Source organism: Pseudomonas sp. NY15372 (assembly GCF_048068215.1).
Taxonomy (GTDB): Bacteria; Pseudomonadota; Gammaproteobacteria; order Pseudomonadales; family Pseudomonadaceae; genus Aquipseudomonas; species Aquipseudomonas guariconensis_A.
The window spans coordinates 226,917-241,538 of sequence record NZ_JBLUPY010000001.1; the positions used below are offsets into that span (position 1 = coordinate 226,917).

Below are 14,622 nucleotides of genomic sequence, written 5' to 3' on the forward strand. Positions count from 1 at the left end.
ACGTAAGTGTGTCATTGTGGTTCGATGCATCAGAAGGCCCTTGCGCTTGCTACAACCGGTGGTTCTTGGCACCCTTTGCCGGCCATTTCATATCGCCCCCTACAGCGAAAGAAGGAACCGCCAAGGTGAGCTGGGAAAAAGTCGGGAAAGCCCTCGTGGGTGTGCTGGTGGTCGCGACCTCCGTCGCAGCGCTGTATACGCTGCTCAAGGACGACAGCGGACTCGAGGCTCGCCTGACCTACGCGTACCTGACTTACCCGAGCCAGTTCAGCGAACGCATCAGCACCACCAACGACCTGCTCAAGTACGAGCGCCTGCACGAGCAGGTCAGCGCTATCGGCAAGGGGGCGCTCAGTCACCAGCAGGTCGACAGGCTGGTCGAACTGGCCCAGGCACCCTACCTGCAGCTGTTCGCCAAACCTTTCGAGGCAGGGCTTGTGGACCATCGCACCGGGTTGCTCATCGAGCTGCGCAACAAGGGCCAGGCACCGCTAAAGGACGTGCACATCCGCCTGCCAGCCAAGGGGCTGGTGCAGATTCGTGACGAGGCGGGCAACGACACCATCGTCCAGGCCCCCACCGGCACCGTCGAGATCGGCGGGATCGGGCGGGAAGGGACGTGCAAGGTGTGGGTCTATTTCGACTCGGACTATTCACTGATCCGTCAAGGCGGGATCAGCATCCGGCATGCGGGTGGAGCGGCTGATGTGCAGGTCTACCGCGAGCTGGTCGGTTTCCCCGCCTGGATGGGCCGGTACAGTCGGGAGATCGTGGGGCTGCTGACGGCGTTGGCGATCGCAGTGCTGGGGTTGGGCTATGTATGCCTGCGGCAGCGGCGCAGACTTGCGCATCCTTGAACGCCGATTGATTCAATGGGGCTGCCATGCACCCCATCGCGGGGCAAGCCCGCTCCTCAGGTGTGGGAGCGGGCTTGCCCGCGATGGGGTGCGTAGCGGCCCCAATTGCTTGACCAACTCATATGTAGCCGATCAACAACAGCACCAGCAGCACGACCAGCACCACACCGACGATGCCGGAGGGGCCATAGCCCCATGAGCGGGAGTGGGGGAACACTGGCAAGCCACCAATCAGCAGCAGGATCAGAATGATGATGAGGATCGTGGTCATGGTTGAGTCCTTGCGTCAGTCGAGGAAAAGGGGCTCGGCAATGCTGGCCTCTTGCTAATCTCGACTCTTGGCCTGGTCCAAAGATTCCATTCGATCGTGCCGGTCGGCCCGGCAGTCTGCGACCCCGTTACCCCAGACACCCCTGCAACGCCTCGATGAACGCCTCTTCGGCGCGGCTCATGCGTTGATCACGGTTCCACAGCAAGTGGATATCGACATCGGCGATCCCTTCCAAGGGCGGCAGCTTCCACAACAGCCCGGCCTCCACATCCGGTGCCACCACATGTTCGGGCAGGCAACCGATGCCGAACCCGGCGATCACCAGGCGGCGGACTTCTTCAAGGCTCGGCGAGGAGGCGACGATGCGCCCGGCGAAGCCCTGCTGGTCGCGGAAAATAGTCAGCGGCGAAAGCATGCCGCCGATCTGGTCGCTGCTGAAGCTGACGAAGCTTTCTTGCTGCAGGTCGCCCTCCAGCTGGCCGAACAGGCGGTGGTGCTTGCCGCAGAAGAAAGCGTAGCGCTGGCGATGGAACAACCGCTGTTCCAGACGTGGCTGAGGGCGGCGGTTGAGGCTCAGGCCGGCGGTGGCGGTCTTCTCCTGCAGCGCGGCGACGATATCGGCACTGCGCATCACCTCGATCTCGAACTCCACCCGTGGGTACTGGCGGTGGAAGCCGGCGAGGCATTCGTCGAAGCCGGCATCGACCACGCGGCTGACCATCAGTAGGCGCACCTTGCCCACCAACTCGGTGGCAGGTCGTTCCAACAGGCTGCCGATCTGTGCCATCTGGCCGTACACCTCGCTGGCCAACTGGAACAGTTGCTCGCCCATCTCGGTGAGCTCGAAGCGCGGCCCGCGGCGGGCGATGAGCTGGCGCCCGAGCTGCTCCTCGAGGCGCTTGAGTGCCTGGCTCACGGCAGGTTGGGTCAGGTGCAGGCGCGCGGCGGCGCGGCTGATGGACAGCTCCTGTCCGATCACCCGGAAGGTGCGCAGCAGGTTCCAGTCGAGGCGGTCGGTGAGCAGGCGGTTGGGCATGGCGTTATGATAAACAAAGCTGATAGTTGGAGTTGTAAATAGAAAGCTTGTTAATCATAAGCCACGCAGATGATCAGTGCGAAGCTGAATGTGATTGGGGTAAAACGCAGCGCGCTACGCGCACGGCCCACGGCATGAACGCCGTAGGGCCTGGTCCGCTATTTCTATTGACAGATATAGTGAAACTCGGTGTCTGGCAGGTCGCTGGAGCTAGCCCCCGTTTCTGGATTAAAGGCTTGATCTACCCCGCTGCGCCAATATAGTCCTCTTTCGAAGGTGCCTGCATAGTGGGTCAAGTCGCCCCACTCCCCCCACAGGCTGCCAATCTGTCGCACACCCGCACCGCTGGTTATACCGCTGGTCGGGAGTATCATGCCGTTGTCAACGCACGATGCCTCGGCCTTGGCGAGCGTAAGTGTATTTCCGGAGGGGTGGACGAACGCTGGGTTGAATTTATAACTTAGCGTTTCCTTGCCTCGTTTTCGGGTGAGCGTGATGGTGGTTTCGCTGGAGGTTTCCCCTTTAAACCCTATTTTCAAGCCCGTGCTGGTTGATGTAACCGAAACTGCAAACGGGGGAGTTTTAATATCATAGTCATCGATATTGGTTTCCTTCAGGGCCAGCTCAAATTCAGCGCCTGTAAATGCAACGCTGGGGAACCCTGCGTCTATATCGAACGATTTTCCGTTCGCGATGACTTCCGTGAACGCGTTAGTAGGATTGAGCTCCACCTCGTTCGTCAGTCCGAAATCATTGTCTTCGAATAATGAAACTACCGTATATCTATCAGGCAGCGTTCCAGTGAGTGTTGCGGTATAAGTCCCCTCGCTTTTTTCGGTTATTGCATCGATCGTCACGTCGCCTGCAATTAGCTCTTGTCCATCAGAATCTTCCGTGACGACAAACTTCAGTTTTCCAGCGAGACCCGTGACAGGCCGGCCGTGCTCGTCCTTCGCTTCGAATGTGAGTGTGATCGGGGTCGAGCCATCGGCATCGACCTTTTTCGGGTTCGCGGTGAATGTAGAGTTCACGGCCACCGGCGGCAGGGCTATCAGTTCGACCGCTTGTTTCAGGCTGTCGAATGTCTGCTTGTCGTGTGTGGGTGTTACGCTCCACGTATCGATCTTCGTGCCGTGTAGCTGCGCAGTGTAGATGCCTGGCGAGGTCTCGCTGACAGCCCCGAGGGTCACGTCTGTGCCTGCTGCTTCACCTTTGTCGTTCTTGATATCGAACGCCAGCTCGTTGGCGATCCCGGTCACCGGGTTATCGTGAGCGTCCTTGGCAGTGAACGTCAGGTCACTTGTGGTGCGCCCATCGGCAGGGATACGGCTTGGGTCCAGCGTGAACGCCGAATGCCCTTCATCTGGCGTGGTGGCGGCCAGGAGCTTCACCGTTTCAGCCAAACCGGACATGACCCTGCCATTATGCCGTGGCATGACACTGTAGCTGCCTGCAAGGGTGCCGCGGAGCCTGGCTTCATAGGTGCCTGGCGAGGCCGTTTCTGTCAATGCGCTGACACTCACCCGTTTAGGATCGGGTGTACCGCCGCTATCATCGGTGAGAGCGATGTCCAACAGGTTGGCGATGCCGGTGATCAGGTTGCCATGCTTGTCCTTGGCGATGAAGCTCAGGGTACTGCCAGCCATCCCATCGGCGGGTATTTCGGTGGGCCTTGCATCGAAGGCTGATTGGCCTTCGTCGGGTGTGGTATCGGCGATCAGTTTCACTGATTTCGCCAGAGCGTTCATGGCGGTGCCCTTGTAGACGGGCATCACGGTGTAGTCGCCAGCAAGCGTGCCGTTCAGGGACGCCTCGTAGATCCCTTTCGCCGTTTCCGTGAGTGAAGACACAACGACTTTGTCCGAAGGGGGCACGGCGCCACCATCGGCCTTCAGATCGATATCCAGTTGCTCGGCGAGCCCGGATACCAGGTTGCCCTGGGCATCCTTGGCGGTGAATTTCAGCGCCGCTTTCTCGGTGCCATTGGCCACGATGGACCCAGGGTTGGCCTGGAACTCGGACACGCGTCCATCCAGTGCACCCGTCACCAGCGTTACCGTTTCGCTCAGGCTGGTAAGCGCAGCACGATTGTGCCGGGGCGTTATCGTCCAGTCATCGGCTTTCCTGCCCTTGAGCTTGGCGGTATAGGTGCCTGGCGTGGCACTTTCGGTGACCGCGGTGAAGTTGATTTCGTCCGTGCCAGCCGGATCTGCGCTGCTGTTCATCGCACTGAAATCCAGTTCGTTGGCGATGTTGGTTACTGGGTTGCCATGGGTATCCTTGGCAACGATGGTCAGTTCGGCTGTGGCGTTGTTGTCGGCTGCAATCGACTTCGGGTTGGCGGTGAATAGGGTCTGGCTCGCATCCAGTGCGCTGGCCACCAGGGTTACGCGCTTGCCGTGGCTGCCGATGGCCAGTTTCCTGTGCAGCGGTGTCACCGTCCAGGTGCCGGCTTTCTTGCCTCGCAGCTTGGCGGTGTAGTGGCCGGGTACGCCGCTTGCGGTCACCTTGTCGACCTGGATGTCATCCGTGCCGGGGGGGCTGCCGTCGCTGTCCTGGATGTCGAAGCCCAATTCATCGGCGATGCCGATCAGCGGGTTGCCGTGAATGTCCTCTGCGATGATGGTCAAGTCGGAGGCGGCGATATTGTCCGCCACGATCGTGGTCGGGTTCGCCTGGAAGTCGGAAGCCCCGGCGTCCAGGTCACCGGCAAGCAAGGTCACTTGCCGGTCGAGGCGCCCCAGGAGCGTGCCATTGTACTGGGGTGTCACCGTCCAGGGCGCTGCTTTTTTGCCCTTGAGCAAGGCGGTGTAGCTGCCCGGGGTACTTTCGCTCAGGCCGTACACCGTCACCTCACCCTCGTCAGCACTGGCGCCTTCGTTGGTCACGGTGAACTTCAACTGGCCGGCGATGCCGGTAACCGGGTTGCCGTGCTCGTCCCGGGCCTGGAATGTCAGTTTCGATGTGGCGGTATCGTTCGCCACAAGGGTGGCGGGTTCTGCCAGGAAGGTCGAGTTGCCTTCGGTCGGTGCACCCGAGGTGATCGAGACGTTCGCCGAAGCCAGGGTGGCGCCCTGGTGGGAGGACGACAATGTGAGGGTCTGGGCCAGGGTGCCTGCGGTCACGGTCGCTTCGTAGATGCCCGGCGATTTGCGGCTGAGGTCCGACAGCGTGGCACCTTCGCCAGTGTGGCCTTGGGCCGACATGGACAACTCGCTGACCGGTACATCCACCAGACCGTCCTGGGTGTCGCGCAGGGTAAGGGTCAGGACCTGGGTGCTCTTGCCGTCTGCCGGCAGGCTGCTATTCGCTGGGGTCAGGGTACTGCGCCCGGCGTCCACCACAGGTGCATTGACGATGACGCGCGTTTCACTGCGGTTGGAGCGGTTGCCTTGTCTGTCCACGGCCACGCCATGGACGGTATAGACGTTGAGTGCGGGTGCATCGGCGCGGTAGGCAGGCAAGGTCATCTGGTAATCGCCGTTGCCATGCGCCTCGATCTTGCCGCCCGCCTGCAGCAGAGCCGCAGCGTTCCAGTCTATGCGGTCTACGCCATACTTGCTGTCGACCGATACCTGCAAGGATTTCTGTTCGCCGCCGGCACCAGTGATCTGGGGCGCCACATTCAGGCGGATGACTTCTTTCTTGCGGTACTCAAGCACGATGTTGTTGTTGCGCTCCACCAAGTCATGACGACTGCCGGCCAGCGTGCGCATCGCAGCTACCGCATCCGGGTCGGTCTGTTTGCGCCACGGCTCGCCGATACGCCAGTTCAACTGCATGCCGAACTGTGTGTCGTTGGCGCCGGCGCTGCCCTGGCGCTGCTCGGCGTTGAAGGTCAACAGCGGAATCGGGGTGTAGGTCAGGCCGGCGGTGATGGCATGGGGGTTGTGCTGGCGGTTGTCCTTGCCGAACAGTGCTACTTCGTCGCCGTAATACTGCTCGAAGGTCAACTTGCCGCCCAGTTGCGGCATGGAGGGCAGCCAGCCTTCGGCGCGCACATCCCAGCCATTGGCCGGCCGCTCCTGGTAGTCCTCGACATCCGGCGAGTCGCGCCAGCTACTGAGGCGGTGATAGCTGTTGGCACCGAACTTGAGGTAGTTACGCCAGTACTCCACGCCGAACCCCAAGCGTGCATGCTGGCGAGACAGGTCATAATCCAGGAAGCTGTTGGCCCCGAGCATCCAGTCAGCATCGAAACGGCGAATGCCCAACCCGATGTTGGCCTGGTTACGGTCATCGGTGCGATGAAGGCTGCCCTGGGTGAAAAGCAGGTGCTTGCCTTGGTCGTGCAGTGGAAGTAACAGATCGAGTTGCGAGTTCTTCAGGGACAGTGTTTCGTCCACATCCAGTTGCACCCGGGCGGTACCGAATTGGCTGAGCCATTGTTGTGCCTGGTCGCTGGCCTCGCTGGTCGCCATGCTCCGGGCCATGGATGCCACGGTATCGCTGGTGGCATCCGAGGAGAGGAAGTTGCCGGTGCTGCTGGCCAGTTGGGCAAGCTTGCGCGCCTGTTCGTCTTTCTGTTCATCGGACGACAGGCGTGTGTTCGCGGTGGAGCCGAGCTCCGGCAATGCCTGCGGTGACTTCGTATTTTTGCGGGGCTCACCAGGCGTAATGACCTGTGCAGCAATGGCACCTGCCTGGGCAGGGCGCGGTGGCAGTTCGCTGTCGGCTCCCGCCTGACTTGGCGTGGCAGTGATCGCCAGCGGCAAGGCGGCCTGCACGACAATATTCGTCCAGGCCAGCAAGCGAGTCGGACGTGATAGCTTCGAACGATGTTTCTTACACATGCGGTTCTTCTCTGGTTCCAGAACCGCAACGGCAGCACAGCGGTCACGATGCCCGGAGCAGAGGGCAGGTGCTCCTAACGTCTTGCGCGCATGAAAGCGCCGCGCGCTCATACGTAATAGGGCAAGCGTTCAAGCGAGTGCTATATCGGTTCTGGAGGATGTTGAAGGGCTTGCGCGAATTTCGAGGGGCCGGGGAATTAGCGTACGCAGTAGCAGGTCAATGCACCTATCGGGCTACAGGTACGCTTCAGAGGGGCAGCCGTTGTAGTTGTTTTTCGCTCAAAACAAGCGCTTGGTCTTTCTAGCTCTTTAGCAACCCAACATGCAGGGTTAAGGGTGTATAGGTTGCTTGGCGGGCTGATTTTAAGAGCGTTAAGGGAAAGGATCTGTAGGATAATTCTGGGTGTTCGAGAAATCAGCGTCCGTATCGAAAAACGGGCAAAGGCCATGCGGTCCGACGCACCTTGACGCTACAGGCCAATCTTTCGTACATGTTTGACCAATACTTTTTCCAGCAACGCCCACATCGCCGGATCAGTACTGAACGCCACATTGAAGCGCATCCACCCCGTGGGCTGGGCATCGACCATGAACAGCTGCCCGGGCCCGAGCATGATGCCTTGCTCCAGTGCATCGTCCAGCAATGCCGCGCTGTCGGGCAGGGCAGGGTGGCGGGTCCAGATGTACATGCCTTCGTCCGACTCGATGAACAGCTCGAAGCCCAGCCGGTGCAGGTGCCGGCCCACTTCCTGGTGCGCCTCGGCCAGGCGTTGGCGCAGACGCTTGAGGTGCTTGCGCCAGCGGCCGTCGATGACCGCGGCATACACCACGCGTTCCATCACCTGTGAAGTGGTCAGGCCCGAGCGCATCTTCAGATGCAGCAACTGCTGCATCAGGTCGGGGTTGGCCAGCAGGTAGCCGACCCGCACGTTGGGCGAGATGCTCTTCGAATAGCTGCCCACGTACACCACCTGGTGCAGGTGGTCGAGGCTGGCCAGGCAAGGCTGTGGTTCGGCGACCATGTCGGCATAGAGGTTGTTTTCCACCAGGCGGAAACCGTGACGGCTGGCCAGTTGCAGCAGGCGATGCAATTGCGCCAAGGGGGTGCGCGAGCAGGTCGGGCTGTGCAGGTGGGGCTGGGTGAAGAATACCGTGGGGCGATGGTGGGCCAGCAGTCGCTCGAGCTGGTCCAGGTCGTATCCGTTCGGGGTGCGCGGCACGCCCACCAAGGTGGCACCCTGGGTGCGCAGGATGCTCATCAGGTTGGGGTAGCCGGGGTCGTCCACCAGCACCACATCGCCCGGGCGCACCAGCGTGCGCACGGCCAAATCCAGGGCCTGGCTGGCACCATGGGTGAGCATCAGTTGCGCTGGGTTGGCAACGATCGACAGCTCTTGCTGCAGGTTCTGTGCGGTCAGCGCGCGCAGTTCAGGCAGGCCCATCGGGTCGCCATAGCCGGAGAGCTCCAGGGGGCTGCCGGCCACCTGGCGCAGGCCGCGGCGCAGGCCGTCTTCGTACATCCAGTCGTTGGGCAGCCAGCCACAGCCGGGTTTGTAGGGCAACTGGCGAGTTTCGAAGATTTGTTGCAGGTACCACTCGGAGTTGAACGTCGGTCGGCTGGTGTCGGCCTCCTGATGCTGGCTTTCGAGCAGCTCGCTCGCCGCACGATTGACGAAAAAGCCCGCATTGCCGCGGCTGACCAGCAGGCCCTGGGCGACCAGGCGATCGTAGGCCTCGACCACGGTGAAGGTGCTCACCGAGTAGGTCGCGGCAAAGGCGCGGATCGACGGCACCTTGGCGCCGGGCTTGAGGGTCTGGTTGTCGATCGCCTCGCGCAGCCCTTCGATGATCTGGTTGACCAGCGGGGTGGAGGAGTCCGGATGTAGCTGGAGCATTCGAGTGCCTTCAGGTGTGCGTAACGCCAAGCGCCTGCAGGGTGTCGCGGGTGTATTGCATTGGCGGCCTGTACAGTGCAGTGCGTTTTTCATGCCACTGTGCATGGCTCTGCGTGTCAGACATTTTTACATTACGTGTCAGATATCGCCACAGCATACCTGTCAGCGCCATGCACAATCATAAATTCGCTGCTTTGCCGTCGAGGTTCGCCTCGCACCTTCATTGCGCCGCGCCGAACCGCCGTCCGGCCCGCACAATTTTCAGTTCGTCCGCAGGGCACGCTTCGGACGCGTAAGCAGGCCGCCATGGAAGGCCTGCGTGTGCCTGGCGCACACCTCCTGCCCGCCTAAGTACTGATGTCAGGTGAGACCGATAGCCATCGGGGTTTCACAGTTTTTCCTTGGATAAAAAGAAGCACGGGGTACACAACTGATGGACGCAACATCCACATCCACCACCGCGAAAGACGAGCACGAGAGTAAGCTCAGTGCCTCGCTCAAGTCGCGCCACCTGACGATGATGTCGATCGCCGGGGTCATCGGCGGCGCCTTGTTCGTCGGTTCCGGCAGCGTGATCCACAGCGCAGGCCCGGCTGCGGTCCTGGCGTACCTGGCCGGCGGCATCCTGGTGGTGCTGATCATGCGCATGCTGGGCGAGATGGCGACTTCCTCGCCGGACACCGGCTCGTTCTCCACCTACGCCGACCGCGCCATCGGCCGCTGGGCCGGCTTCACCATCGGCTGGCTGTACTGGTGGTACTGGGTCATCCTCATGGCCTGGGAAGCCTACGTGGCGGGCAAGATCCTGCATGGCTGGTTCCCGGGTGTCAGCGTCAACGTGTTCGTGCTGGCCACGACCTTGCTGCTGATCACGGTCAACTTCTTCAACGTCAAGCATTACGGCGAGTTCGAGTTCTGGTTCGCCTTGATCAAGGTAGTGGCCATCGTCTGCTTCCTGATCGTGTGCACCGCGGCGGTGTTCAATGTCTGGCAGTTCGGTGAGGTGCGTGGCATCAGCCATCTGACCGCCGAAGGCTTCATGCCCAATGGCATCACCACGGTGGTCGGTGCGTTGCTGGGGGTGATGTTCGCCTTCCTCGGTGCCGAGATCGTCACCATCGCCGCCTCGGAGTCCAAGGATCCGTCCACCCAGATCGTCAAGGCCACCAACTCGGTGGTATGGCGTGTATGCCTGTTCTATGTGGGCTCGATCTTCCTGATCGTCTGCCTGGTACCGTGGAACGACCCGCACCTGGGCGAGTCGGGCTATGGTGCCTACCGCCGTACCCTCGAGTTGCTGGGCGTGCCATACGCCGAGCTGCTGATGAACTTCGTGGTGCTGACCTCGGTGAGCAGTTGCCTGATCTCCGGTCACTACACCGCCTCGCGCATGCTGTTCTCCCTGGGCCAGCGTGGCGATGCACCGTCGTTCTTCAAGATCACCCGGGCCGGCACCGGCGTACCGGTGTACGCGATCATGGGGTCGTGCGCGGTGGCGATCTTCTGCGCGCTGATCAACTTCAGCGAAACCCTGCGCCCGAAGGATGTGCTGGAAACCCTGATGAACACCACTGGCATGATCGCACTGCTGGTGTACCTGGTGATCGCCTTCTCGCAGCTGCGCATGCGCCGCAAGCTGCAGGCCGAGGGCAAGGAGATCCGCCTGCAGATGTGGCTGTTCCCCTGGCTGACCTACCTGGTGATCGCCTTCATCGTGGTCTGCCTGGTGGTGATGGCGTTCATGCCTGACTACCAGATCCTGGTGATCTCCACCGGTATCGCCGCAGCCATCGTGGTGGCCATGGGCGTGGTGCACCAGATCCGTACCAGCAAGCGCCACTGAGGCCTCTTGCAGCACAGCGCGGCCGGCTCCCCATGGGGACCCGGCCGCGTTTCATTCCAGGTCACGTCACTGCGGTAGCAGGGCCGGCGCTAAACGACTGCCAGCCGGTTTCAATGCACGGTCTTGCGCTGTTTCACGCAGGCCTGTGCCTGCAAGGTCAGTGCATCCAGGCGCTCATCGCGCTGTTTTTCCGCTTCAAGCATGGCCTCTTCGCCGTGCTGCTTGAGCAGGTAGGCGTGGATCTGCCGTACCTCGGTGGTGCGGTAGATCGGTGCGATGTCCAGGCGGCCGATCAAGGCGCCGCTGGCCTGCCCGGTGCTGCTCATCAATACCTGGGGCCCGGCGGTGGCGACGACCTGCAGGCCCATCGCCTCGAACCAGGGCACCTGGCCTGCGAAGGCATTGAGTTCGATACAGGCATGGCGTGCCTGGACGTCGGCCAGCAGCGCACGGGCGATACCGTGGCGGCGGTGGCTGGGCAACACGGCGAGAAAGGCCAGGGCGCAAGCCTGGGCATCGTCCTGAGCGGGCAGGGCGAGGGCGAAGCCGAGCAACTGGTCGGGCGCATCGGCATCCAGGGCGAGCGTCAGCTCCACCGCCAGGCCGCGTGTGCCGTCCAGCGCCTGCAGGTACTGATGCACTTCCAGGCCGACGCCATATTGGTACAGGGGATACAGCGGGTTGTCCGCGGTAATGGCCACGCTGCTCAGCTCGCCGACATGATCGATCACCAACTGACGGATCTGGTTCTGGAAGGAGTCGGGAGGTACACCGTCGAGACGGCTGAGGATGAACATCGGGCAAGCTCCAGCTAGGGTCGAATCGTGCCGCGCGGTAAAGCGCAGGGTGCACAGTCTAACCCAGGCCGGCGCGCATCCGTGCGAGGTCATGCGGCGCAATACCGGGTACGTCCTCGCGCGGCCCCGGCGCCTGGCCGAATCTTCATGGAGGGCTATGCTTTTCGCTGCGTCGAGCCGTCCAGGCGCTGGCCAGAAGTCCGGTTCTTCTAAAGGAGAAGGCTCCATGAAATCCATGACACTGCTGCTGATCGCGTCCGTATTAAGCTTTGCCGCCCACGCCGAATCCGGCCCCGAAACCAACTGCGCCGCCAAGATCAAGGAACTCGAGGACATCCACAAGGCCGATGGCCAGGCCTTGCATGGTGGCATGGCCCAGGACTATCAGAAGTTGCTCACCCAGGCCAAGGATGCCCAGGCCGCTGGCGACATGACCAAATGCCAGGCCTCGGCCGACCGCGCCAAGACCATCTACAACAAGGCGCGGGGCAGATAGCGCATCCCTCTGGTTTCGTCGGCCCTCATTCGCGCTGGTGCAGTTGCGGGGCTGGCGAAACCGGGCGCCAGGGCGTTCCGGTACGGGCCTGGTCTCGGGTAAGCTCTGCGCTATAGCGATAGCTCATGAGATTGCGCATGCCCCAGACCACCCTTGCCCTCGACTGCCTGCTCACCGGACACGCCCAGCCCTTCACGCGACCTGGCTCACGCAGCGCCATCGACAAGCAGCCCCGGCAGGGCCCGCTCAAGGTCACCTTCCTGGGCCTTGAAGGCGACGAGCAGGGCGACCTGCGGGTACACGGCGGTATCGAAAAGGCAATTCATCATTACCCTCGTGAACATTATCTCGACTGGGCCGCCGAACTCGGCGAGCACCCATTGCTGGCGCAGCCAGGGGCGTTCGGCGAGAACTTCAGCACCACTGGCTGGCGCGAGACGGACGTCTGCCTGGCAGACCGGATCCGCGTGGGCTCGGCGCTGCTGGAAGTCTCCCAGGGGCGCATACCCTGCTGGAAGCTCAATGATCGCTTCGAGGTGGCCCAGATGGCCCTGCGCGTGCAGCAGAGCGGGCGCACCGGTTGGTACTACCGGGTGCTCGAAGAAGGCGTGGTGCGGCCGGGCGATCGCTTGCAGCTGGTCGAGCGCCCGCATGGCGAGTGGTCGGTGGCGAGGCTGTCGGCGGTATTGTTCGACAGGCACCTCGAACCGGAGTTGCTGGCGCAATGCCTGGCCTTGCCACTGGTGCCGTCGTGGCGCAGGACCTTGCAGCGGCGCCTGGAGCAGCGCAAGGTCGAAGACTGGGCCTCGCGCCTGGAAGGAGCACCTGCCAGTGGCGTATGACGTGGACGCCCGCCTGGTGATCGGCGTGGCCTCGAGCGCGGTGTTCGACCTCAGCGAGTCCGATGCGGTGTTCCGCCGCGAAGGCGAGGCGCAATACCGCAAGTACCAGGAGCAGCACCTGCACACCCCGCTGGGCAAGGGCATCGCTTATCCCTTCATCAAGCGTCTGCTGGCGCTGAACGACCTGCGCGAAGACCCCAACGACCCGTTGGTGGAGGTCGTGCTGCTGTCGCAGAACGACCCGGACACCGGCCTGCGCGTGATGAAGACCATCGAGCATTACGGCCTGAACATGACTCGGGCAATCTTCATGCAGGGCCGGTCGCCCTATGAATATATCCCGGCGTTGAACATCGCCCTGTTCCTCTCTGCCGACAAGAAACACGTGGACGCGGCGATCCAGGCCGGCCATCCGGCGGGCCAGGTGCTCGATTCGCAGTTCGACGATGACGAAAGCGACGACAGCCTGCGCATTGCCTTCGACTTCGATGGCGTGCTGGCCGGTGACGAGTCGGAAGCCGTGATGCAGCGCGATGGCCTGGTGGGTTTTCATGCCCATGAGGTGACCAATGTCACCCAGCCTCACAACCCAGGGCCGCTCAAGGAGTTCTTCGTGCGGATCGCGAGGATCCAGGCGATCGAAGAGCAATACAAGCTCAAGCACGAAGGCTACGAGAACCGCCTGCGGGTCTCCATCGTCACCGCCCGCAATGCACCGTCCCATGAGCGTGCGCTGAATACGCTCAAGAGCTGGGGCGTCATGGCCAATGATGCGTTCTTCCTGGGCGGCATCGAAAAGCGCCGAGTGCTGCAGGTGCTCAAGCCGCACATCTTCTTCGACGACCAGTCGGGGCACCTGAAGAGCACCCGTACCGTGGTGCCCTCGGTGCACATCCCGTTCGGCGTCACCAACCAGACGGGTTAGGCGGCGGTCGGTACCCTGTAGGAGCGGGCTAGTCCCGCGGACACCGACAAAGCCGGAGCCATCCCACAGGTTGGCGCTGCCCGTACGGGCTCTTAGAACCAGCGGTCGTTGCGCTTGCGCCCACGGGTCAGGGCCGGCAGGATCAGGCCCGCCAGCAGGCCGGCACCGGCAATGCTGCCGCCATACACCATGTAGCGCATCATCACCTGCTTGTTCTCGTCACCCAGACGTGCCTGGGTATCGCGCAGGGATGACTGTGCCTGATCGAGCTGCTCGTTGAGCGACTTGTTACGAGCCTCCAGCTCGTCGATCAGCGCCTTGCGTGAGTCGAGGGTCTCCTGCATGCCTTGAACGCGGTTCTTCCAGCTGTCGTCGATGGTCTTGAGCTGATCGGACAGCTGCGCCACCTTCGCATCCAGCGCTGGCAGGCGCTCGGCCTGGCCAGGCACCGATTGCAGGTCGCTGTTGAGGATCCACACCAGGTCGCCGTTCTGGCCGCGTACCTGGCTGTAGTTGCCCTGGGTGTCGACCAGGGTGACTTTCTGCCCGGCCTTGACCGAGCCTACGATGCGGTGACCGTTGGTCGGCCCGCTGCGCACATAGGTGCTCAGGCTGTCGCTGACCCAACGCGCATCGCTGGCCGGCTCTTCGGCATGGGCAGGGCCGGCGAGGGCGACCAGGGCGGCGGCGAACAGGGTGGCAAGGGCAGGGGAGGCAGGGCGGAAGTCGGGCATGGTGGTCTTCGCTGAAACAGGACAAAAGAAGGCCCGGTGACTGGGCCGATGAACCGGTCGGTGGTTTGACCGTCAGCGAAAGACCGTTTTTATCGAGGCAGGTTCACTGCTTGGCGTAGGAAATGTCTGCAGG

General features: G+C 62.1%; 11 protein-coding genes. 5 read left to right on the forward strand and 6 right to left on the reverse strand.

The features are described 5' to 3' along the window. Positions 1–125: 125 nt before the first annotated feature. Entirely contained in the window at positions 126–857 is a 732-nt protein-coding gene (locus ACNFG0_RS01010; RefSeq protein WP_416763798.1) for a hypothetical protein, read from the forward strand. 118 nt (positions 858–975) lie between these two features. Here the strand turns inward: ACNFG0_RS01010 and ACNFG0_RS01015 are convergent, their stop codons facing one another. The 4 genes from ACNFG0_RS01015 to ACNFG0_RS01030 all read right to left on the reverse strand — a co-directional run bounded on the left by ACNFG0_RS01015 (position 976) and on the right by ACNFG0_RS01030 (position 8,852). Further along, positions 976–1,128, reverse strand: coding sequence for a DUF3309 family protein (locus tag ACNFG0_RS01015; RefSeq protein WP_196143129.1), 153 nt, complete (start codon positions 1,126–1,128; stop codon positions 976–978). 127 nt (positions 1,129–1,255) lie between these two features. Continuing rightward, positions 1,256–2,164 carry a LysR family transcriptional regulator gene (locus ACNFG0_RS01020; protein WP_416763799.1) on the reverse strand — a complete coding sequence of 303 codons (909 nt, stop codon included), beginning with the start codon at positions 2,162–2,164 and terminating at the stop codon, positions 1,256–1,258. Positions 2,165–2,328: 164 nt separating this feature from the next. Then, complete coding sequence (locus ACNFG0_RS01025; protein ID WP_416763800.1) at positions 2,329–6,957, reverse strand: inverse autotransporter beta domain-containing protein; 4,629 nt, start codon at positions 6,955–6,957, stop codon at positions 2,329–2,331. A gap of 470 nt (positions 6,958–7,427) precedes the next feature. Then, positions 7,428–8,852 (reverse strand): PLP-dependent aminotransferase family protein, encoded by a 1,425-nt coding sequence (locus ACNFG0_RS01030; protein WP_416763801.1) that lies wholly within the window; start codon positions 8,850–8,852, stop codon positions 7,428–7,430. A gap of 433 nt (positions 8,853–9,285) precedes the next feature. On the opposite strand from ACNFG0_RS01030, the gene ACNFG0_RS01035 reads away from it, so the two are divergent. Next, on the forward strand, positions 9,286–10,695 hold the full coding sequence (locus ACNFG0_RS01035; RefSeq protein ID WP_416763802.1) for an amino acid permease: 1,410 nt from the start codon (positions 9,286–9,288) through the stop codon (positions 10,693–10,695). 110 nt (positions 10,696–10,805) lie between these two features. Here ACNFG0_RS01035 and ACNFG0_RS01040 read toward each other — a convergent pair whose 3' ends face one another. Beyond that, positions 10,806–11,492, reverse strand: coding sequence for a GNAT family N-acetyltransferase (locus tag ACNFG0_RS01040; protein ID WP_416763803.1), 687 nt, complete (start codon positions 11,490–11,492; stop codon positions 10,806–10,808). A 226-nt stretch (positions 11,493–11,718) separates the two neighbouring features. Here ACNFG0_RS01040 and ACNFG0_RS01045 point away from each other — a divergent pair, with 226 nt between their 5' ends. From ACNFG0_RS01045 to ACNFG0_RS01055, 3 genes are all read left to right on the forward strand, one after another. Further along, a complete protein-coding gene (locus ACNFG0_RS01045) occupies positions 11,719–11,988 on the forward strand; it encodes a hypothetical protein (RefSeq protein ID WP_196143123.1) in 270 nt (89 codons plus the stop codon). 137 nt (positions 11,989–12,125) lie between these two features. Further along, positions 12,126–12,830, forward strand: coding sequence for an MOSC domain-containing protein (locus tag ACNFG0_RS01050; protein ID WP_416763805.1), 705 nt, complete (start codon positions 12,126–12,128; stop codon positions 12,828–12,830). Then, positions 12,820–13,755, forward strand: coding sequence for a 5'-nucleotidase (locus ACNFG0_RS01055; RefSeq protein ID WP_196143121.1), 936 nt, complete (start codon positions 12,820–12,822; stop codon positions 13,753–13,755). Before ACNFG0_RS01050 ends, ACNFG0_RS01055 begins: the two co-directional genes overlap by 11 nt. Positions 13,756–13,847: 92 nt before the next feature. Here ACNFG0_RS01055 and ACNFG0_RS01060 read toward each other — a convergent pair whose 3' ends face one another. After that, a complete protein-coding gene (locus ACNFG0_RS01060) occupies positions 13,848–14,489 on the reverse strand; it encodes a TIGR04211 family SH3 domain-containing protein (protein WP_196143120.1) in 642 nt (213 codons plus the stop codon). Positions 14,490–14,622 lie beyond the last annotated feature (133 nt).